The organism is Pollutimonas bauzanensis (assembly GCF_040393045.1).
GTDB classification, from domain to species: Bacteria; Pseudomonadota; Gammaproteobacteria; order Burkholderiales; family Burkholderiaceae_B; genus Pollutimonas; species Pollutimonas bauzanensis_A.
Map to the genome: position 1 here is coordinate 1 of NZ_JBEBUX010000036.1, position 20,721 is coordinate 20,721.

At 54.4% G+C, this 20,721-nt stretch carries 18 protein-coding genes and 1 tRNA gene; 9 read left to right on the top strand and 10 right to left on the bottom strand.

Translation table 11 applies throughout. From position 1 onward, the window contains the following. Positions 1-78: 78 nt before the first annotated feature. The 6 genes from ABWO67_RS07650 to ABWO67_RS07675 form a co-directional block, all read right to left on the bottom strand. Positions 79-153, bottom strand: a tRNA-Val gene (locus ABWO67_RS07650). 74 nt (positions 154-227) lie between these two features. Beyond that, a complete protein-coding gene (gene dnaQ / locus ABWO67_RS07655) occupies positions 228-935 on the bottom strand; it encodes a DNA polymerase III subunit epsilon (protein WP_353149856.1) in 708 nt (235 codons plus the stop codon). 53 nt (positions 936-988) lie between these two features. After that, a complete protein-coding gene (locus ABWO67_RS07660) occupies positions 989-4,060 on the bottom strand; it encodes an efflux RND transporter permease subunit (RefSeq protein ID WP_353149859.1) in 3,072 nt (1,023 codons plus the stop codon). 13 nt (positions 4,061-4,073) lie between these two features. Further along, positions 4,074-5,180: an efflux RND transporter periplasmic adaptor subunit gene (locus tag ABWO67_RS07665; protein ID WP_353149861.1), complete on the bottom strand. Its 1,107-nt coding sequence runs from the start codon at positions 5,178-5,180 to the stop codon at positions 4,074-4,076. 55 nt (positions 5,181-5,235) lie between these two features. Next, positions 5,236-5,700: a ribonuclease HI gene (gene rnhA, locus ABWO67_RS07670; RefSeq protein WP_353149864.1), complete on the bottom strand. Its 465-nt coding sequence runs from the start codon at positions 5,698-5,700 to the stop codon at positions 5,236-5,238. Positions 5,701-5,742: 42 nt separating this feature from the next. After that, on the bottom strand, positions 5,743-6,501 hold the full coding sequence (locus ABWO67_RS07675) for a methyltransferase domain-containing protein (protein WP_353149867.1): 759 nt from the start codon (positions 6,499-6,501) through the stop codon (positions 5,743-5,745). Between the two features lie 18 nt (positions 6,502-6,519). Here ABWO67_RS07675 and gloB point away from each other — a divergent pair, with 18 nt between their 5' ends. From gloB to fabI, 3 genes are read left to right on the top strand one after another with little or no spacing between them, the layout of a single operon-like run. Next, a complete protein-coding gene (gloB, locus tag ABWO67_RS07680) occupies positions 6,520-7,308 on the top strand; it encodes a hydroxyacylglutathione hydrolase (protein ID WP_353149870.1) in 789 nt (262 codons plus the stop codon). A 7-nt stretch (positions 7,309-7,315) separates the two neighbouring features. Continuing rightward, positions 7,316-8,704: a transglycosylase SLT domain-containing protein gene (locus tag ABWO67_RS07685; protein ID WP_353149873.1), complete on the top strand. Its 1,389-nt coding sequence runs from the start codon at positions 7,316-7,318 to the stop codon at positions 8,702-8,704. 30 nt (positions 8,705-8,734) lie between these two features. Beyond that, entirely contained in the window at positions 8,735-9,517 is a 783-nt protein-coding gene (fabI, locus tag ABWO67_RS07690; protein ID WP_353149875.1) for an enoyl-ACP reductase FabI, read from the top strand. Positions 9,518-9,523: 6 nt separating this feature from the next. Here fabI and ABWO67_RS07695 read toward each other — a convergent pair whose 3' ends face one another. From ABWO67_RS07695 to ABWO67_RS07710, 4 genes are all read right to left on the bottom strand, one after another. Beyond that, the gene (locus ABWO67_RS07695; protein ID WP_353149877.1) at positions 9,524-10,180 is read right to left on the bottom strand and encodes a glutathione S-transferase; all 657 of its coding nucleotides are present in this window, start codon (positions 10,178-10,180) and stop codon (positions 9,524-9,526) included. A gap of 16 nt (positions 10,181-10,196) precedes the next feature. Further along, positions 10,197-11,213 (bottom strand): oxygen-dependent tRNA uridine(34) hydroxylase TrhO, encoded by a 1,017-nt coding sequence (trhO, locus tag ABWO67_RS07700; protein ID WP_353149878.1) that lies wholly within the window; start codon positions 11,211-11,213, stop codon positions 10,197-10,199. Between the two features lie 63 nt (positions 11,214-11,276). Further along, complete coding sequence (locus ABWO67_RS07705; protein WP_165874997.1) at positions 11,277-11,444, bottom strand: hypothetical protein; 168 nt, start codon at positions 11,442-11,444, stop codon at positions 11,277-11,279. Between the two features lie 173 nt (positions 11,445-11,617). Beyond that, positions 11,618-13,462, bottom strand: coding sequence for a phosphoenolpyruvate carboxykinase (GTP) (locus ABWO67_RS07710; RefSeq protein WP_353149881.1), 1,845 nt, complete (start codon positions 13,460-13,462; stop codon positions 11,618-11,620). A gap of 454 nt (positions 13,463-13,916) precedes the next feature. Between ABWO67_RS07710 and ABWO67_RS07715 the strand changes: the two genes are divergently transcribed. From ABWO67_RS07715 to ycaC, 6 genes are all read left to right on the top strand, one after another. Then, entirely contained in the window at positions 13,917-14,453 is a 537-nt protein-coding gene (locus ABWO67_RS07715) for a fimbrial protein (protein WP_353149883.1), read from the top strand. A gap of 194 nt (positions 14,454-14,647) precedes the next feature. Continuing rightward, the gene (locus ABWO67_RS07720; RefSeq protein WP_353149886.1) at positions 14,648-15,325 is read left to right on the top strand and encodes a fimbria/pilus periplasmic chaperone; all 678 of its coding nucleotides are present in this window, start codon (positions 14,648-14,650) and stop codon (positions 15,323-15,325) included. A gap of 70 nt (positions 15,326-15,395) precedes the next feature. Beyond that, the gene (locus tag ABWO67_RS07725) at positions 15,396-17,912 is read left to right on the top strand and encodes a fimbrial outer membrane usher protein (protein WP_353149889.1); all 2,517 of its coding nucleotides are present in this window, start codon (positions 15,396-15,398) and stop codon (positions 17,910-17,912) included. Next, positions 17,912-19,252 carry a fimbrial usher protein StbD gene (stbD, locus tag ABWO67_RS07730; RefSeq protein ID WP_353149892.1) on the top strand — a complete coding sequence of 447 codons (1,341 nt, stop codon included), beginning with the start codon at positions 17,912-17,914 and terminating at the stop codon, positions 19,250-19,252. Before ABWO67_RS07725 ends, stbD begins: the two co-directional genes overlap by 1 nt. Beyond that, entirely contained in the window at positions 19,218-19,976 is a 759-nt protein-coding gene (locus tag ABWO67_RS07735) for a fimbrial biogenesis chaperone (RefSeq protein ID WP_353149895.1), read from the top strand. The genes stbD and ABWO67_RS07735 overlap by 35 nt, the downstream gene beginning before the upstream one ends. 108 nt (positions 19,977-20,084) lie before the next feature. Beyond that, positions 20,085-20,714 (top strand): isochorismate family cysteine hydrolase YcaC, encoded by a 630-nt coding sequence (gene ycaC, locus ABWO67_RS07740; RefSeq protein WP_353149898.1) that lies wholly within the window; start codon positions 20,085-20,087, stop codon positions 20,712-20,714. Positions 20,715-20,721: the final 7 nt, after the last annotated feature.

The following is a 20,721-nucleotide window of genomic DNA, read 5'->3' on the forward strand; positions in this document are numbered from 1 at the left end:
TGCGCGGTGTAGCTACCGACAACCGGATCAGCTCATCGGCTACTGTCACAGCCATGCGGGTTTGCAATATAGAAATTTTGGTGGGCGGTACAAGGTTCGAACTTGTGACTTCCACCGTGTGAAGGTGGCACTCTACCACTGAGTTAACCGCCCGAAGCTGGGGTTGCGCCATGCTGCAAGCACGGCTGCATTACTACCAACTGCGAAGGCAAGAATTGTACACTAAGTTACGCCTCTATAGCCCGCCACAAGCAAGGTTTTCCTGCCGCCTTATCCAGTTCGGCCAAATATTCCCCGTGCTGCTGTAACTCCTCTTCGCTGGCCGCCAGCACTTTCAACACCGAAGCATCGAACCTTTCCAGCCTTACGCCATTGGCATCCATGCCGTTATCGTCTTCGAAGTCCATCAACAAGGCATCCTGGCCTCGCGTCATGGCTACCCAGACATCCGCCAGCAACTCCGAGTCAAGCAAGGCCCCGTGCAGGGTTCGATGGGCGTTTGAAATGCCGTAGCGTTCGCACAGAGCATCAAGCGAATTGCGCTTGCCTGGGTGCAGTTCACGCGCGTACAGCAAGGAGTCTGTGACTTTGGCGCAAAGTTGGTCGAACGGTGGCAAACCTACCCGCGCCAACTCTGCCGTCAGGAACTTGGTATCAAACGCTGCGTTATGAATGATGACTTCGGCATCTTTGACGTAGTCGACCAACTGGTGCGCCACTTCTTCGAAGCGTGGGTGGCCGGACAGGAAATCGGTAGTCAGCCCGTGTATGGCCAGCGCTTCGGGGTCGCTGTCCCGGTCGGGGTTCAAGTACAGATGCAAGTGCCGCCCTGTAAGAGTGCGGTTGACCATTTCCACACACGCAAGCTCAACCACCCGGTGGCCCCGCACAGGGTCCAGGCCGGTGGTTTCCGTATCAAGCATAATTTGACGCATAACTATCCTGTTTGTTCTTTACTGCAAATAACAACGGTACAACTACGCTGGAATCAATCCAACACTAGCGGCAGCTCGGCGGTTTCCTGGGCACCCTGCACTTTCGTCTTGCGAGCGATCAGCGTATAGGCCACCGGCACGACGAATAGCGTCAGCAGTGTTCCCAAGCTTAACCCCCCGACCAGCACCCAACCAATTTGCTGGCGTGATTCGGCACCGGCGCCGGTCGCATAAGCCAGCGGCAAAACCCCCAGTACCATGGCGCCCGTAGTCATAAGTATAGGACGCAAGCGCAATACGCTGGCTTCGGTCACCGCCTCGTAAAGCTCGACGCCTTCGGCCCGCAGTTGTGTGGCGAACTCGACGATAAGAATACCGTGCTTGGTGATCAACCCCACCAGGGTGATCAGGCCGATCTGACTATAGATGGATAAGGTGCCGCCCGATAACCATAAAGCCAGCAAGGCCCCGGTCATGGACAGGGGTACCGAGAACATGATGATCAAGGGGTTGCGCCAGCTTTCAAACTGGGCGGCAAGCACCAGGTAGATGAAGGCCAGCGCCATCATGAACACCAGGTAGATGCTGCCAGAGGAATCACGGAACTCGCGTGATTGCCCGTCCAGATCGGTTTGCACCGTGTGAGGCAAGGTGTCACGCGCAACTTGGTTCATGTGTTCGAGCACTTCACCCAGCGCATAACCGGGAGCGATGGCTGCCTGCACCTTGACCGCTCGCAAGCGGTTAAAGTGGTTCAGCGACTGCGGCGAAACGCTTTCGGATACGTTCACAAAGTTCGACATTTGCACCATACTGCCTTCTTTGGTGCGCAGATAAATATCCGAGATATCGGTCGGGTCGGCGCGGTCTTCCTTCTTGACCTGCACGATAACGTCGTACTGCTCACCGGTGTCCTGGAAACGCGTTACCTGGCGACCGCCCAGCATAGACTCCAGCGTACGGCCCACATCACCCACATCGATGCCAACGTCGGCCAGCTTATCGCGGCTGACGACCACGCGCAGTTCCGGCGTATTCAAGCGCAAGTCGGTATCGATATTCTGCAAGCCCGGATAGCCGCGCAATTTATCAACAAACCCGCTCACCAGCTTGGCCATTTCGGGGTATGTAGCCTGGCTCATGATGACAAAATCAATCGGCTTGGATGTGGCCCGCTCGCCCAACGAGGGCGGGTTCGTGGGAAATGCCCGCACGCCTGGCAATGCATCGAACTTGGGCTGCAAAGCCATGGCAATGCTTTGTTGAGAGCGTTCGCGCTGATCCCACGGTTTAAGACGCAAAATTGCAAATGAATCCGTTACGGTCGGGAAGCCGATAATCGTCTGGTGGCCGCTTGCCTCGGGAATCGCATCATAAAACCCTTCGATTTTCTTCACGCTTTCCAGGGTGTAGTCCAAAGTCGAGCCTTCGGGCCCGTTGACGACCCCGAACACAACGCCGCGATCCTCAATTGGCGCTAACTCGCTTTTCACGGTCTTAAACAACACCACGCTGCCGGCAGCAACAACCAACCCCAAAAACAGCACAATCATCCTGTGGCGCAACGCCATGCCAAGGCCACTGCGATAACGCCTGGTCAAACCCTGCAACAGATTTTCAATAAAGGTGTAGATACGCCCATGGCTCACTTCGTGACGCAGCAAAACGGAACACATCATAGGGGTGAGCGTCAGTGCCACAAACCCCGACACCAGCACGGCGCTAGCCAAAGTCAATGCAAACTCGATAAACAGGCGCCCTGTACGGCCCGTTGCAAACGCCAAAGGCGCATACACGGCAACCAGGGTCAGCGTCATCGCCACCACGGCAAAGCCGATTTCCTTGGATCCCAGGAACGCCGCCTCCAGGCGCGTCTTGCCTTCTTCGATATGCCGGAAGATATTTTCGAGCACAACGATGGCGTCATCCACCACCAGACCGATCGCCAGCACCATCGCCAGCAGCGTCAGCGTGTTGATAGAAAAGCCAAACAAATACATGATCCCGCATGCGCCGATCAGCGACACTGGAATGGTCACAATAGGAATCAGGCTGGCGCGCAGGTTGCGCAAGAAAAAGAAGATAACCAGCACCACCAGAAGAATAGCCTCGCCTACCGTGTGGTACACCGACTTGATGGACTCCTGGATGAAAACCGAACTGTCATAGGCAATGCTCAACTTCATGCCCGAAGGCAGGTTTTCATTGATAAGTGCAACTTCCTTATGCGCTTCTTTCGACAAGTCCAGCGGATTGGCCGTGGATTGCTTGGTAATCCCTATGCTCAGGCTAGGCTGGCCGTTAAAACGGGCCAGCACCCTGTCGTCGGCAGCGCCGATTTGTACATCGGCCACGTCGCTCAGCCGCACGGGATAGCCGTTTACGTTGGCTACGATGACCCGTTTGAACTGGTCTGTGGTTTGCAGATCAGTCGACGACACTACCGAAAACTCACGATCTTTAGATTCGATGCGCCCTGCCGGTATCAGCACGTTCTGCTGCAGCAGCGCGGCCTCGACATCCTGAACGATCAGCCCGTAAGCACCCAGCTTGGCGCGATCGACATAAATGCGCATGGACGGCAGGCGTTCGCCAAACACCCTAACCTCGGCAGCCCCCGGCAGCACGGATAAGCGCGTCTTTACGTAGCGATTAATGTAGTCGGACGCCTGCAGCGGGGAATAATCGCCCGCCTCGACGCCGATATAAATAATAGGGGTGGAGTCGGCTTCGACTTTGCTGATAATGGGTTCGTCGATTTCGTCGGGCAGAAAGCGACGCGCCCGCGATACCTTGTCCCGCACTTCGGCCGCCGCCGCATCGGGATCACGCGACAGATTGAACTTGATATTGATAAGGCTGCGCTCTGACCGGCTGCGCGAGGTCATGACATCGACCCCTTCAATACCCGCCAACTGGTCTTCCAGCGGTTTGGTCACTTGCGACTCAATCACTTCGGGCGACGCGCCCTTGTAGACCGTCACCACCGACACCACCGGCTCGTCAATGGCGGGATATTCGCGCACTGTCAGGCGCTGATAGGAAATCAGGCCGACCAAAACAATGATAAGTGACAAGACCGTCGCAAATACCGGGCGCTTGATGCAAATTTCTGAAAGAACCATGGGGCCCCCGGATTCAGGACGCCGCTGGCTTTTGAGCGAGCGGCAACACTTGAACGGCAGCGCCGTCGGACACTTTCTGCAAACCTGAAACCACGACCTGGTCTCCCTCTTGCAAGCCGTTAAGGATTTCCACCTTGCCGGCCCGCCGCTGGCCCACACCAACCGCTATACGCTTTACTCGTCCTTGCTCAACGCGAAATATATATTGAGACTCGCCCGACGGCGCAAGGGCGGTTTCTGGCACAACCAAGGCTTTGTCATCGGCAAACTGCAGTTGCACGCGTGCAAACATGCCGGGGCGTAAAGTGCCATCGGCATTTGGCACATCGGCGCGCAGCAAAATAGAACGCCCACCCACGTCGATCAGTGGGCTGATCGCGCCCACCACGCCTTCACGCACCTGGCCAGGCAAGGCATCAAAACGCAAGTCCAGCTTTATTCCCTCGCGCACCTGCCCTAAAAACTGTTCGGGAACGCGAAAATCCACTTTAAGCGGATCGATAGATTCGATAGGCACGAGGTCGATACCGGGGCTTACGTAATCCCCTACCGATACATTCCGCAAACCAATCAAGCCATCAAATGGCGCACGTATTGCCGTTTTATCAAGATGGGCCTTGGCAAGTGCGGCAGCAGCCTGTTGCACCTGCAATTGGCTGGCGGCCTCATCGCGGCCCTGCTTGCTGATAAAGCCTTGTTTGCTTAATTCCGCGGCACGGCGGTACTGGCTGTTGGCCAGATTCAAATTGGCCTGCGCCTGCTGCAATTGCGCCTTGTCTACGCTATCGTCCAGGCGGACCAACACCTGACCTTTGCTGACCTTGCCGCCCTCGACAAAATTGATCTCGGCAATACGGCCGGTGACCTCGGGGCGCAACATGACGGAGTTCTCGGATCGCAGACTGCCTACTGCAGCTACCCCCCGCGCCCATGTCACGCGCTCAACGGGCGCAATTTCCACGTTAATACTTTTCTCTGAACTTGCCGATGCGTTTACAGCGGCAGCAGGCGCTTGCTGAGGAGTCAACGCATCGCGCCCGGCCAGCCATCGGTAACCGCCCGCGCCCAATGTAATGCCTGCGGCAAGAATCAGCGCAAAAGTTATCGTGGAGTTTTTCATCGAAATAGCTAAATTATTGACACAATTTGTGACTGTAGCATCGGAGAGCTTGTCATCACAGGCTTTTATTGCGCAAAAGGGTCCGGGCCTGATCCACTCCCATATTGGCCAATTCATCGGCGCGCTCGTTTCCAGGGTCCCCGGTGTGCCCGCGCACCCAGCGCCAGGTCAGCGTGTGCTGCTCGCCCAGCGCGTCAAGCTCTTGCCATAGGTCTGCGTTCTTGACCGGCTTCTTGTCGGCCGTGCGCCATCCGCGTCTCTTCCAGTTGACTATCCATTCACTCATACCTTTCAAAACATATTGGGAATCGGTATGCACCACCACATCACAACGCCGCTTCAGCGCCTTGAGCGCCTGAATCACCGCCATTAGTTCCATACGGTTATTGGTTGTGTCGGGCTCGCCGCCATACAGGATTTTTTCGTGACGGCCTTGGCGCAGCAAGGCGCCCCATCCGCCAAGACCGGGATTGCCCTTGCAGGCGCCATCGGTCCAGATTTCAACTTGACTGCTATTCATTAATATAGGCTGCGCACGCAGTAGCAATAGATAAAAAAATAATTAAATTTCCAGGCCCGATTGGCGCCCCGTAACAACTGCCTGCCCTCGCACCCGTTTCTTGGCGGTTTTCCATGTGGGACCGACCAGGCGCATGCCCGTCACCCGCTTTACCGCCGACACCACATACACAGCGCCGCACACCGGCCACCAGCGATCGCCTGCCGCCTCCATAAAGGACCAGCGATCCAGCCACGTCTTGTTCAAGCATGGCGGTGCATAGCAACCGAAACGTCCCCTGTCCAACTCAAAGGACAAAAGCTTGAACCAATCTTTCAGGCGCGCCAGCGACACTTGCATATGCGCGGGAACCGGCATTAATGGATCGAGTCCAGGAATACGGTCGCGCCCCCCCCAAAGGCTCCAGGGGTTCAAGCCTGAAATCACGACACGCCCTTCAGGCATCAATACTCGCTCGGCTTCGCGCAAAATTTGATGTGGTGCATTAGAGCACTCAAGGACATGGGGCAGCACCAGCAAGTCAATGCTTTGCGTATCGAACGGCATATTTTCGGGATCTGCGAGTACGGTAGCGCCCTGCTCGCCTGCATTATCGAAAAATACGCCGGTACGCCCCTTGAATGAAATGCGATTAGCCCGCAATAAGTCCCAATGCGGCAGGCCGATTTGTATGGCATGATAACCAAACACATTGGCAACCATGCCATCAATCTGCTTTTGTTCCCACGCTTGCGCATACTGACCGGGCGGTGTGCCCAGCCATTCAGCAAGCTCTACAATAAGAGGTTGGTCCGCCAGCACATCAACTCCTGTGGCTTTATGGTAAATACTGAACTTATCCCGATACCCGCGCTATCCGACAACTACATCTGGATGGTAAGCCACAACGGCCATGCCGTCGTAGTGGATCCCGGGCAATCCGCCCCTGTCGCAGCAATGCTGGATCAACACAATCTCGTCCTTGACGCTATTTTACTGACTCATCACCACGCCGACCACGTCGGCGGCGCCATCGCATTACAACAGCGAACGGGTGCCGCCGTCTATGGCCCTGCCTCCGAAACATTGCCTGTCTGCGACCACAGGCTGGCGGAAGGCGATACGGTACAATTGCCCGGCGTTGGCCTTACGTTGAACGTATTAGACATCCCCGGGCACACTGCCGGGCATATTGCCTATTACGGTCAATCGGCCACGGGAAAACCCTTGGTTTTTTGTGGCGACACCTTATTTGCAGCGGGATGCGGTCGATTATTTGAAGGCACACCAACACAAATGGTGAATTCTCTGGGTAAACTACAGGCTTTACCGGCAGATACACTTGTTTGTTGCGGCCACGAGTACACTTTAGCCAACTTACGGTGGGCGCTTCAAGTAGAACCCGGTAATCTCGCTTTGCAACAACGGTGGGAAGCTATGTCGCAACTTCGTTCAGAAGGTGTCCCTACTTTGCCGTCCACCATAGATGCCGAGATCCAGACCAACCCTTTTTTTCGAACCTCGCAAGCTGCAGTCTCAAATGCCGCCTCCCGTTATGCGGGCAAGCCGCTGGATTCAGCCGTAGCCGTTTTTGCCTGTTTGCGCGAATGGAAGAATAACTTTAAATGAATTGCCGATGAACTGCTTACGACTATTCATTCTGCTTATCGTAGCAGTCTTGGCCGGATGCGCCACCAATACCCCTGAAAACCCATACGCATCGTCGAAGAAATCTTATTCTGCCGCCGAAACCTCGCGCACCATAGATCTTACTCACCCGCCACGCGATATGTGGGATCGGGTGCGGCGCGGGTTTGCCATACCCAATCTGGAAAATGACCTGACGGAACGCTGGACCAATTACTACGCGTCGCATCCCGAGTCCGTTCTGCTCATGAGCAAGCGCGCCGGCAAGTACCTGTATCACATCGTCGACGAACTCGACCGCCGCGGCCTTCCCACCGAACTTGCCTTGCTGCCTTTCGTGGAAAGCGCCTACAACCCCACGGCATATTCGCGCGCCAAGGCTTCGGGCCTGTGGCAATTCATTCCCAGCACTGGCTTGCACTACAACCTTGCGCAAGATGCCTGGCGCGATCAGCGCCGCGACCCCGTCGCCTCCACCAACGCCGCACTAGACTACCTGTCGTATCTGTACGACTTCCAGGGCGACTGGTATCTTGCTCTGGCCTCTTACAACTGGGGCGAAGGCTCGGTCAAGCGTGCAATGGAAAAAAATGCCAGCGCAGGTATACCAGCCGACTACGCATCCATCAGGATGCCAGAAGAAACGCGTAATTATGTACCGAAGCTGCAGGCTATCAAAAACATCATTGCCAATCCCAAGAAATACGGCATAACCCTGCCTGAAGTCAGCAATACGCCCTACTTTACCAAGGTCGAGAAAACCGACGATATCGACATCGCGCTAGCCGCCCAGCTGGCTGAAATGCCGCTGGATGAATTCAAATCGCTTAACGCCTCGTTCAATCGGCCCATTATTCTTGCCGAACACCAGACTCCGCTGCTGCTGCCCACCAACCGGGTCGATATCTTCAATGCCAATCTCGAAGCCTACAAAGGCAAGCTCAGTTCGTGGCAAACCTACAAAAGCAAATCGGGCGAGTCCTATGTCACCATCGCCAAGCAATACGGCATCAGCGTAGCGCAGCTTCGCGCCATTAACGGCCTGAGCAGAAAATCTACAAAAGCTGTAGCGCAAACGCTTCTAGTTCCGGCAGCAGGCGCCGGCGGCAGCATACAGCTGGCCTCTCTCGAAGTGCCCGACAGCACCGACACCGCGGCCAAATCTACGCCCTCACGTCGCGGCAACAAAGATGTCGTCGTGCTGCGCCGCAAGGCCAATGTACGTACACACACCGTTAAAAGCGGCGACACGCTATTTTCCTTGGCGAAAAAGTACAGCACATCGGTTGACGCATTACGCAAACTGAATAACCTCAAAGGCAATAAACTAGCCCGAGGCGAGCGGCTGCGTGTTCCCGGAACAAATATTCGCGGCTAACTCTCATATTAAGAAAAAAGGATCTATCACATGGGTTTCCTGAACGGAAAACGCATTCTCATCACAGGCGTAATATCGAACCGGTCGATTGCCTACGGTATCGCGCGCGCGTGTAAGCAGCAAGGCGCTGAACTGGCCTTTACTTACGTGGGCGAACGCTTCAAAGACCGCGTCACCGGCTTTGCTGCCGAATTGGGCAGCGATATTGTCATTCCTTGCGACGTCGCCGAAGACGAACAAATCGACAATACTTTCGTCGAATTGCAAAAGCGCTGGGACGGCCTTGATGGGCTGGTTCATTCAATTGGCTTTGCGCCGCGCGAAGCGCTGGAAGGCAACCTGCTGGACGGCCTGTCCCGCGACGCTTTTCGCATCGCCCACGATATCTCGGTCTACAGCTTTCCCGCACTAGCCAAGGCGGCGTTGCCTATGCTGAAAGGCCGTAATAGCTCGGTGCTGACGCTAACCTATCTAGGCGCGGAAAAAGTCGTCCCCCATTACAACACCATGGGCTTGGCCAAGGCATCGCTCGAAGCCAGCGTACGCTACCTGGCATCCGCCCTCGGCCCCATGGGCATACGCGCCAACGGTATATCGGCTGGTCCCATCAAAACCCTTGCAGCCAGCGGCATTAAAGACTTCTCTGCTATCTTTAAGTTCGTTGAAGCCAATGCGCCTCTGCGCCGCAACGTCACCATCGAAGACGTCGGCAACGTAGCCGCATTCATGATGTCGGATCTGGCTGCAGGCATCACCGGCGAAATAACCCACGTTGATGGCGGATTCTCGACTATCGTAGCAGGCATGGAATAGCGGTTTTCAGGCGGCTGGCGGAAAGCTGTTTCCACTGCCGCCATCTACCCAGCGGGGATATTTGAGCATTACCCGTTCAAAGAGCCCGCCCTTCAACCAGGCGTCCAACCACTCCTGAAGCCTTGGCCAGGACTGGCTGCCGAACCAGCCAATATCTGTATGGGCAAATTGTCTTACAAACGGCGCAATCGCCATATCTGCCAAGGCGGGCCTGTCGCCAAACAAAAAACACGACCCCTCGAGGCGCGCATTCAATTGCATCAGCCATATTGCCGCTTGGTCCCGATACGCGTCGCCTGATGTCTCGTTATATCGCTGCGGATATTTGTAGTGATCGAGCTGGTATTTGAAAGGGCCATCGCATTCCCCTATTAACGCCAGCATGGCGGCCATAGTTCCCTGGGAAGGCGACAACCAGCCGTCGGGGTCTCTTTGCTGCAAAGCCCATAACATAATGTCCAGGCTCTGTTCGATTACCGTACCATCGGTATCCACCAGCACGGGAACGGTAGCCTTGGGCGAAGCATTCCGCAATGCTTGCGGCTTATCGCGCAACAAGACTTCCCGCAATTCGCATCTTATATGACTGGCAGCTATGGCCAACCGCGCCCGCATGGCATAAGGGCAACGACGGAAAGAATAAAGAACGGGAAGCTGCGCCATTGGTGCCTGGCCCTTGCTATTTGAAACTGGCTTTCTTGGTAGCCAATTGCTGCTGCCTGAGCGCCTCGGCTTCGGCATCGGCCTTTTCCTTGGCTGCTTTTTTCACTTCAACCCGCACGCCGATGTGCCTTTCTTCGCGCTGCCTGGCCAGTTCAACCTGCTTCTGCCGTTCAGCAAAACGCGCCTTTTGTTCGTCGGTGTGTTTGTCGTGGCAGTGGGGGCAGCTAACCCCTTCTATGAAATGTACGGAAGACTTGTCATCGGCACTTAATGGCAAACGACAGGCCCGACAAAACTCGTAATGGCCTGGCTCCAGGCCATGCAATACGGACACGCGCTCGTCGAAAACAAAACACTCGCCATTCCAGCGACTTTGTTCAGCGGGTACAGTTTCCAGGTACTTCAAGATACCGCCCTCAAGATGGTAGACCTCGTCAAATCCCAGAGTGCGCATATAGGCTGTGGATTTTTCGCAGCGTATGCCCCCCGTGCAAAACATGGCCACTCGCGGCTTGTTATGCAACAGCCCGCCTTCGGCCGACTGCTCTTTTACCCACTGCGGGAATTCGGTGAAGCTTGCGGTTTGCGGATTGACCGCCCTATTGAACGTACCAATAGACACTTCGTAGTCGTTACGAGTATCGACCACAACGACATCCGGATCATCGATAAGCGCATTCCAGTCTTGCGGCGCCACATAGGTGCCGGCCATGGACTCTGCCTGTACATTGGGCACACCCATCGTGACAATTTCGCGCTTGAGCTTGACCTTCATACGATAGAAGGGCATTTTTTCTGCGGATGATTCTTTGTGAACCAGGGTAGCCAAACGACTATCGCTACGCAAATAATCAAGGACGGCGGCGATGCCGTACGATGGGCCGGCGATGGTGCCGTTAATGCCCTCTTCAGCCAAAAGCAGCGTGCCTTTCACCTCGTTGGCTTCGCAGCATGCCAGCAAAGGGGCCTGCAGTGCTTCAAAGTCGGGCAGGTGAACAAACTTGTACAACGCTGCAATCAGGAAGGTAGTCATAGTCGTTAAAACAGAATCAAAGGGGCCAAGCCCCTTATTTTAACGTCTATCGGTTAACGCCTGTCAGCTTGGCGACTTGGTATGCTTTTTTCCGTAGCGTTCGTTGCCCACGCCGCTCATGCTGATAATGCGTTTGGCTGACGCCTGTTTTGCCCGCTCTTCATTGATGAGCTGTTGGGTATCCGTTTGCAACGGTCGAAACGGGGTTGGCGTACGTGGTTTTACAAGCATACTAGCCTCACAATCAAAAACTATCGTCGTTTGATGCGACTTCGAACTGGGGAATATTGATGGTTATATATTTCAAATAAACCCCAGACCAACCACTAACATACCCTATTTTGAAGACAATTGCGCGAAAATGGCAGAATATGCTTATTTACCCTAATATAAAAATGTAAAAATCACGCTTTTAGGCGTGCACTTAACTGGTTCTGAACATCGCTCAACGCGGGCGGCAAACCATGCTGAAGTTTATCGAAAAGCGCTGCATGCAAGTCCAGTTCTTTATGCCACGCGACGGGGTCAATTGCCGTAATACGCTCGTATTTATCCGCGCTGAATGACAGCCCGTCCCAGTTGATGTCCTCGTAGCGAGGAGTAATGCCAAACAAAATCTCCTGGCCTTGCGCTTGACCTTGGATACGCTCAAGCATCCACTTTAGAACACGCATGTTCTCACCAAACCCTGGCCAGATAAACTTGCCATCGTCATCGGTCTGGAACCAGTTAACGCAGAAAATACGCGGAGGGGTGGCACCAGCCGCCTGAATCCGTTGCCCCAGTTTCAGCCAATGCTCAAAGTAAGAGGCCATGTTGTAGCCGCAGAAAGGCAGCATGGCAAAGGGATCGCGGCGCACCACCCCTTGAGCGCCGGCAGCTGCGGCGGTGGTCTCCGAACCCATTGTGGCCGCCATATAAACGCCTTCAAGCCAATTACGCGCTTCGGTTACCAAAGGAACCGTATCGGAACGGCGCCCACCAACAATAAAAGCGTCAATAGCCACACCCTCGGGATTGTCCCATTCGGGATCTATCGCCGGGTTCTGGACTGCGGCAACGGTAAACCGGGCATTCGGGTGGGCTGCCTTGCGCCCGCAACCCGGCGTCCAATCGTTGCCTTGCCAATCGATGCAATGCTCGGGAGCAGGCCCCATACCCTCCCACCACACGTCCCCTTCGTCGGTTAGCGCAACGTTCGTAAACAACACATTGGCGCGTAGCGAAGCCATGCAATTAAAGTTGGTTTCCTCGCTGGTGCCAGGAGCAACACCAAAATAGCCAGCTTCGGGGTTGATCGCATACAAGCGGCCATCAGCGCCCGGCTTGATCCAGGCAATATCGTCGCCAATCGTGGTGACTTTCCACCCAGGCAAGGAGGCCGGTGGAATCAGCATGGCAAAGTTGGTCTTGCCGCAAGCAGACGGGAATGCCGCCGCCACATGCATTTTCTTCCCTTCCGGGGACGTTACGCCTAGCACCAGCATGTGCTCAGCCAGCCAGCCCTCGTCGCGCCCCATGACCGAGGCAATGCGCAACGCAAAACACTTTTTACCCAGCAGTGCATTCCCGCCATAACCAGAGCCAAACGACCAGATTTCGCGATCTTCGGGATAGTGCACGATGTACTTCGTATCGTTGCAGGGCCAGGCCACATCGGCCTGCCCTTCAACCAGCGGCATGCCTACGGAATGCACGCAAGGCACGAAATCGCCGTCCGTACCCAGCACGTCATACACTTTGCTGCCCATGCGCGTCATAAGACGCATATTGACCACCACATAGGGAGAGTCGGACAGTTCTACGCCGATATGCGCAATGGGAGAGCCCAGAGGCCCCATCGAAAAAGGGATGACATATAAAGTGCGCCCGCGCATGCATCCTGCAAACAAACCACCCAGCGTTTTCCGCATCGTGGCCGGCTCGGTCCAGTTATTGGTAGGGCCAGCGTCTTCTTTTTTTTGCGAGCAAATAAAGGTGCGGTCTTCTACACGCGCCACATCGCTGGGGCTGGACCAGGCCAGATACGAGTTCGGGCGCTTTTCAGGATTCAGCCGACGCAAAGTACCGGCCTTGACCATGAGTTCGCACAGCCTGTCGTACTCTTCCTGCGAACCGTCGCACCACTCAATACGATCGGGCTGGGTAAGCGCGGCAATATCTTCTACCCAGGCCTTGAGCCTTTCATGGTGCATATTGGCGGGAACGTTCATTTCTGCAGACGATTCGTGGCGGGCAACTGATGTCATGAGTACCGGTCTCCGTTAAATGGATAGGCCATTCTAAGGCCTATCGTATGGAGTGTCTGCTAGTACGTTCAGACTACGGCTAAGGCACCGAACGCAACTGCCCAAGCCAACCGAATAGCAACTATTGATTTTTGTCAATATGAGTAACAATTGGTGCCAATATAATTTCGCCTTGTTAGCAAATGACCAAAAGTAGTAATCAACTTACACCCATAAGTTGAAGCCACTCGCCCGCCGCTGCCGGGCAGCAAGAGTGAAGCTAAAAACCCCCAGTGCCTCACGAAGGCACTAACTCTATGCCAATCCGCCATTCTATTCATATCAATGAAATGGAATTCGAATTGGCCAAACCCGTATCAAAGTATCGCCCCCCCTTGTCGGTTCACGGAGGTACTTCATAAATCTAGCAAAAGCTGGAAGGAACCGTCACATTTTTTTTTAATGGATTATCAAGATGAAAACAACCACTTGGCTTCTGGCGATTGCAGCCTCGGCCGTAACGTTTCAAGCCTCGGCTTCGGACAACACCATCACCTTCTACGGTCAAGTTGCAAACCAAACATGCAACGTCTCCGTCAATGGCTCAGGGTCTGCGTCAATATTATTACCAACGGTCAGCGCTGCAGAATTATCCTCCGCTACTGACGTCGCGGGCCGTACCGCATTCGAAATAACCGTGACGGACTGCGCCGACCTTACCAGTACCGGTGTCTCTACAGTGTTAGTAGGCAACAACGTCACTCTTGATGGCTACCTGGGCAACTCCGACACCTCAGCCGATAAGGCTACAAACGTGGTGCTAGAGGTGCTGGAAAATGACGAATCAACACCAATCGACTTTAACCAAGTGTTTTACGGCACGAAAGATCTGATATCGGACCCCAGTCAAACTTCCGGTTCCTCGAAGTACTTCGTGCAATACCGTTCCACAGGCGGGACTACCGTCGGTAAAGTTCGAGCATCACTGCAGTACGCAGTTAGCTATCTATAAATCCTATACCGATGAATAAAGCGGCGCACTCATCCGTGCCGCCGCGATGCATGCGCCAACACATAGGGCGCATGCACTCCACCATCACGTTCAAAGTTAAGGATAATGCCGTGCAGCAGGCAAAAACCAGGCTGTTATGCATGTTTGTATCGTTGCTGCTAGTTATATCGCCAGTCGCTAATGCAAGCATAACCATGACGGGCAATAGGGTCATTTACCCCGCCGCAGCCAAAAGCACCGACGTACAACTACGCAACCCAGAAGCCATCCCATATGTAGTTCAATCCTGGTTCGATGACGGCGATCCCGATTCCTCGCCACAAACAGGTAAGGCTCCCTTCTCGGTTACTCCGCCCATGCTCCGGATGGCGCCACAAAGCAGTCAATTGCTACGCATCGTTTATACCGGCGACAAGGGTACGCTTCCCCAGGACCGGGAATCCGTATTCTATTTCAACTTCCTGCAAATACCTCCGGCCAACATGGGCGATGCGCAGCCAGGCAAAAATAATGCGCTGGTGATCCTGTTACGCAACCGGGTCAAGCTGTTCTATCGTCCCGCCAATTTGCCAGTCAGACCCCAAGGCCATGCTGCATCGTTAGCCGTATCCGTAATAAATAAAGCGGGTTATCAGGTCACCGTCGACAACCCTAACCCTTGGTTCGCTTCAATCGCCACCATCACGCTAACCCAAGGAACGCAACAGTGGAAAGTAAAAGCCACTGACATGGTTATGCCTTTCTCAAGCCACACCTGGGCCTTCCCCAAGGCACGACTTAACCCTGACGAAAGCATCACCGTAAGCATCCAGATGGTCAATGATCAAGGCGGCGCAATAACACACGACTATGTGGTTTCCCTCTCTTCTTAAACCCATTCAATACGCGCCAAAAGCGCTGCTGCGCATCCTTTGCGTATCGCCGTTACCGATTGCGCTAAGCATGGGTAACTGTCAGGCCGAAAATGCTGAGGAATGGTTCTTCGATCCCAGCCTGCTTGCGGGGTCCCCGTTCGGATCCAGTATTGATAAATTCAACCGTCCCCTGTCTGATGAAATGCAGCCCGACTTGGGTGAAATGATATTGGATATCAGCCTGAACGGTACCCTCGTCGGCTCAGGGGTGGCGATTCGATTCGTAGACGCCGACGGTAAAATCCAGCCTTGCTTCAATACGGCACTGCTTAACCTGCTACAGATTAAGCGCGAGAATATTGCCATGAACAAGACGGTGACTGCCTGTGCTCCATTCAAATTGCCGGACATACAGGGTAGCTGGAAGTATGACTCAAGCAAGTTAAGCCTGGACTTTTTAATACCTCAAAAGTTCCTGCTTCGCGTACCCAAGGGGTTTATTCCCCATTCCGAATGGGATCAAGGCATTACCGCCTTATGGGTACGCCACAACACTAATTACTACCACTCATCGTACGGCAGCAGTAGCTATAACTATGCCTGGAGCTCTCTGAATGGCGGTATCAATTTTGGGCCATGGCAGTTGCACAACCAGTCGAGCATGCATTACCTAAGCCGATCGGGGCAGCCTTCGCAATGGCGTTGGCAAAACGCCCGAACCTGGGTAAGCCGCGCACTGCCCTCGATTGAAAGCCAGTTGACGTTGGGTAACGCCTACACTGATGCAAGCCTGTTCGGCAGCCTTTCCTTTAACGGCGTGAAACTTGCAACCGACCGGCGTATGTGGCCCCAGGCACGACAAGGCTACGCCCCAGTTGTCAGTGGCATCGCCAACACGGCGTCCCGCGTGGTGGTGCGGCAACAAGACAAGATAATCTATGAAACATCGGTGCCCCCAGGCGCTTTTGTAATCGATGATCTTTACGACACCAGGTTTCAAGGCGACCTGCAAGTCGAGGTCGTTGGCAGCGACGGTATTACGTCCCGCTTTACAGTCCCGTTTTCACAAATCGCCAACTCGATGCGCGCAGGCACCTGGGGCTATTCATTATCAGCCGGAAAAGTTCGGGGTTACTCGGATACCAACAACCAGTTTATAGAAGGCACGCTTCAATATGGCGTCAATAACCTATTGACTGGAAACGCTGGCCTAAGGCTGGGGGACAGCTACACGGCGGTGCTTGCCGGCGGCGTACTGTCTACCCCGGTAGGCGCCATGGGGTTGAACGCAACATGGTCGCATGCAAAGGCGCCCAACGGCAGCAACAACAGCGGCTGGCGGGCGGAAGCCAGCTATAGCAAATCTTTCACCACTGGCACCAATGTCATGCTGGCCGCCTATCGTTTCTCGACCGAAAACTTCCGGGGCCTCGAGGACGTATTAGGGGAACGGGCCGCATCCACCAGCGAAACAATCTACTTTTCCGACACCTTGAAGCAACGCAACCGGTTGTCACTATCAATGAACCAGGACATGGGCAGGTACGGGTCGTTGTCCGTCAGCGCCAGCAAGGCCGACTACTATGGCCAGCGCAATCGCGACACGCAATATCAACTTAACTACAGCAAAGCGTGGCGTAGCGTTACTTTGAATGTCACCGCCACACGGCAAGCCACGCAACGCTCATCCCAGAAATTTTATTTTTCAGACCTTGATTTACCTAGCGAGACGAGCCAGGGGCGCTATACAGACAATATCATTTTTGTATCATTGTCTATCCCTCTTGATTGGGGAGGTAGCCGCACGAACGCAATGGTCAGCAGTAGTAAAGCGCGAAACAACACCGACATGTCATTGTCACTTTCGGGCACCGCAGGCGAAACCAATTCTCTTTCCTGGTCGCTCAATGGGAATCGCAACCGCTATAGCGACAACGAGGCTTCCTATGGTGCAAATAGTTGGGGTGGCTCACTGCAACGCGACACCAGGTTCGGCGCGCTGCGGGCCAGCTACGCCAGGAGCGACAATAGTCGTCAGTACACGGTCGGCACCAACGGAACCCTGGTGCTGCACAGCGGGGGAGTCACGGCAGGGCCCTGGGCCAACGACACATTCGCCCTGGTCGAGGCAAAAGGCGCACAAGGCGCAACCATACAAAATGGTCGCGGTGCCACCATAGGCCGTTCTGGCTATGCGCTGCTACCTTCACTAACCCCGTACCGATACAACCACGTTGGTTTGGATAGCGGCAGCATGAGCCTGGACACGGAGCTGGAATCAAGCAGTCAACGTGTAGTGCCCTATGCGGGCGCCCTGGTTGGCGTGCGTTTCGCCACCACCCACGGACGGGCAACGCTCATTACAACGGCGTTGCGCGATGGCACTCAATTGCCGATGGGTGCGGATGTCGTTGATGAAAGCGGAAACTCGTTGGGCCTGGTTGGGCAAGGGGGGCAAATCTATGCGCGACTGCCTTCAGATTCCGGCTCGCTTCGTGTGCTCTGGGGGACAGCCAAGCACGAATCATGCACGATCAATTGGGATCTTAGCCAGGCATCGGCAGAAGGTATTGCCACCCTTGAGCTGCCTTGCGGAGAACAATAATGAAGCACTTTCTTTGTTTGCTGTTATGTTTCATCGCGTTTCCTGCGGCAGGGACTGGTTGTATTGCAATAGGATCTCCCGCGTACCTATCGGCAGCGGCAAAGGCTGCCGGTTATACCGCTAAACCATGGTCTGGCGCTGCTGATCTAAACGTGGGTCCCACGGGATTACCGCATACGATATCGCTTAGCGACACGAGTTCATTTCAGCCGTCCGGAACGTTGCTCGCTAGCTCGACCGTCAGCTTTCTTACAGGCGCAAGCAAAACGCCCTATGAACCCAATCAAATTCTTTTTCGCTGCAACCTAGGCAATGCAGGCAGTCTGTACGAGTACTACTCTACTAACGGAGATAGTCCATACGCAGGCAAACACATCACGAACGAAGTCGAAGACGCTTACTACTCCTATGTGCGCAATGTCGCATTCCGCCTTACAAACACGGCTACCGGGGAACACTATAGTCGTTACTGGAAAAAACGAATGCTTAACCCCGACGATCTATATAGCGATGGTACTTATATCTATGTTCCTGCGAGCGCCTTCAGCGACGTTACGATTGAACTATTCAAAATTACAGGAACAGCTGTTTTCGCATCTGAAGTTGAGATATATACCTGGGCATGGTCCCAGCCATTAGGCTACATCGCATTTCAAGGTGGCGGCTTATCACAGGGGCTATACGAAGGAGCCGATCATTTAACGAACTATCACGGGTGGTATAGCGCCTGGCCGAGCGGCTGGGGCTTAACCAATAGCGCGATAACCTTCATCCGTGGCGCTATCTGTGCGATACAAGACTACCCCTCTGTCGTGCTGCTTCCCACCGCAAACACGACCGATTTGGAAAATGGCGAAAGCACTCAATCCGCCTTCGACATCACATTAATTTGCGAAAGCTTCGCCACAGCAGGTACTGCTTCCATACAAAAGGCCAGGCAGGTCGCTATGGGCTTCCTTGTCAACAACGCATCAGCGGTATCTGCAGCAAGAAACCTGGGTTTAACAAGCGGTTCAACCGGCATAACGACCTTGCTTGACACCCATTACGGCTCCAGCGGAGTCGCATCGGGCGTCGGCATTACAATCCACAGCGCAAAAACGGGCAGCCCAATCAATTTATTAAGCACTAGCATCAGTGCCCATCAGGGCGCGGCAAACACAGGAAACGCCAACGGATGGTACGGCTACGATGCGCTCACGAATCTATCCGGCGAAGACGGTAGCGGCAACAATCTATATACCGGAAGCTTCATCGCATCGTTGGGGAAAATTGGCAATCAAACAGTAACACCGGGGACAGTCAATGCGCAGCTGCAAGTTCTGGTCAGCCTTCAGTAGCATCCTGCTTGGGTGCCTGCTGGCGCTACCCTCACCCCATGCCCTCGCCGTGGTGAATATTGACCGCACCCGCGTCGTGATACCGAACGCCTCCAATGTGGTCACATTCAATCTGGTCAACAATTCAGCAACGCAGCCGGCGCTGGTTCAGCTTTGGATCGATAAGGGCGACCCCACCGTGCCGCCTGACAAGATCATCAGTCCGCTGGTGCTATTGCCGCCCATGTTCCGGCTGGAAGCTAACGAGCAGCGTAACGTTCGCCTGCTTATTGCCGATCCGAAACAACTACCCACTGATCGGGAAAGCATATTTTGGCTAAACGTTTACCAAATGCCGCCCATTACACAGCAGCAGGATAAACAGCGCCTGATCCTGCCAATACGCATACGCCTAAAGGTTTTCATACGCCGCGGAACCCTGGACGCCCCCCAAGAAGAGGATTTGTCCAAACTAACATTTACGCGGACGGGCGATAGCCTGTGTATTCATAATCCCACCCCTTGGAATCTGACAATTAGCGGCATGGAAATTGGCGGCCAAAAAGTCGATGGCGACATGGTCGCGCCATTTGGCAACTTGGCATTACCCTTGACTACCCGCCTGCCAAATACGAATGCGTTGACCTACACCTTAATCAATGATGCAGGCAACCCGTGGTCACTCCAGGCAGCCCTGCGCTCCTCTCTGACTGGCGACGCCGGAAACGGCCCTGAATGTAAATAGCGACCAATAATAGGCAAAGCGTTTATATTTACTCTAGCCGACGTGAACACATTCAAGCATCGGTTCCCACCTCACGGGTATCTCGTTAGACCGCTCAAGGAAAAATCCATGACCAAGCCTAAATACACTCGCCTAGACAAAGACAACGTTGCTGTACTGCTTGTAGATCATCAGACAGGCCTGCTGTCTCTGGTGCGAGACATTGACCCCGATAAGTTCAAGAACAATGTGCTGGCGCTCGCCGATATTGCCAGCTACTTCAAGTTGCCAACCATACTGACCACCAGCTTCGAGGAAGGCCCGAATGGCCCGCTGGTACCCGAACTTAAGGCCCAGTTCCCCGATGCGCCCTATATCGCACGGCCTGGCCAGATCAATGCCTGGGATAACAAGGATTTTGTGAAGGCGATCAAGGCCACCGGCAAGAAACAACTGCTGATCGCCGGGGTGGTAACCGAAGTCTGCGTCGCCTTCCCGGCGCTGTCTGCCATCGAACAAGGCTACGAAGTCTTCGTCGTCACCGATGCGTCGGGGACCTTCAATGAAATGACGCGCCAAGCAGCATGGGATCGCATGTCTTGCGCCGGTGCTCAGTTGATGAGCTGGTTCGGTGTCGCCTGCGAATTGCATCGCGACTGGCGAAATGATGTGGAAGGTCTGGGCGCACTGTTCTCAAACCATATTCCCGACTACCGCAACCTGATTACCAGTCACACGCAATTGACTAAGGGGAAATAACGGGGCC

Excerpts from the sequence above, each read along its gene's own strand:
- dnaQ (WP_353149856.1), bottom strand. The coding sequence starts at position 935 with ATGCGTCAAATTATGCTTGATACGGAAACCACCGGCCTGGACCCTGTG.
- ABWO67_RS07660 (WP_353149859.1), bottom strand. The coding sequence starts at position 4,060 with ATGGTTCTTTCAGAAATTTGCATCAAGCGCCCGGTATTTGCGACGGTC.
- ABWO67_RS07665 (WP_353149861.1), bottom strand. The coding sequence starts at position 5,180 with ATGAAAAACTCCACGATAACTTTTGCGCTGATTCTTGCCGCAGGCATT.
- rnhA (WP_353149864.1), bottom strand. The coding sequence starts at position 5,700 with ATGAATAGCAGTCAAGTTGAAATCTGGACCGATGGCGCCTGCAAGGGC.
- gloB (WP_353149870.1), top strand. The coding sequence starts at position 6,520 with ATGGTAAATACTGAACTTATCCCGATACCCGCGCTATCCGACAACTAC.
- ABWO67_RS07685 (WP_353149873.1), top strand. The coding sequence starts at position 7,316 with ATGAACTGCTTACGACTATTCATTCTGCTTATCGTAGCAGTCTTGGCC.
- fabI (WP_353149875.1), top strand. The coding sequence starts at position 8,735 with ATGGGTTTCCTGAACGGAAAACGCATTCTCATCACAGGCGTAATATCG.
- ABWO67_RS07695 (WP_353149877.1), bottom strand. The coding sequence starts at position 10,180 with ATGGCGCAGCTTCCCGTTCTTTATTCTTTCCGTCGTTGCCCTTATGCC.
- trhO (WP_353149878.1), bottom strand. The coding sequence starts at position 11,213 with ATGACTACCTTCCTGATTGCAGCGTTGTACAAGTTTGTTCACCTGCCC.
- ABWO67_RS07705 (WP_165874997.1), bottom strand. The coding sequence starts at position 11,444 with ATGCTTGTAAAACCACGTACGCCAACCCCGTTTCGACCGTTGCAAACG.
- ABWO67_RS07710 (WP_353149881.1), bottom strand. The coding sequence starts at position 13,462 with ATGACATCAGTTGCCCGCCACGAATCGTCTGCAGAAATGAACGTTCCC.
- ABWO67_RS07715 (WP_353149883.1), top strand. The coding sequence starts at position 13,917 with ATGAAAACAACCACTTGGCTTCTGGCGATTGCAGCCTCGGCCGTAACG.
- ABWO67_RS07720 (WP_353149886.1), top strand. The coding sequence starts at position 14,648 with ATGACGGGCAATAGGGTCATTTACCCCGCCGCAGCCAAAAGCACCGAC.
- ABWO67_RS07725 (WP_353149889.1), top strand. The coding sequence starts at position 15,396 with ATGGGTAACTGTCAGGCCGAAAATGCTGAGGAATGGTTCTTCGATCCC.
- stbD (WP_353149892.1), top strand. The coding sequence starts at position 17,912 with ATGAAGCACTTTCTTTGTTTGCTGTTATGTTTCATCGCGTTTCCTGCG.
- ABWO67_RS07735 (WP_353149895.1), top strand. The coding sequence starts at position 19,218 with ATGCGCAGCTGCAAGTTCTGGTCAGCCTTCAGTAGCATCCTGCTTGGG.
- ycaC (WP_353149898.1), top strand. The coding sequence starts at position 20,085 with ATGACCAAGCCTAAATACACTCGCCTAGACAAAGACAACGTTGCTGTA.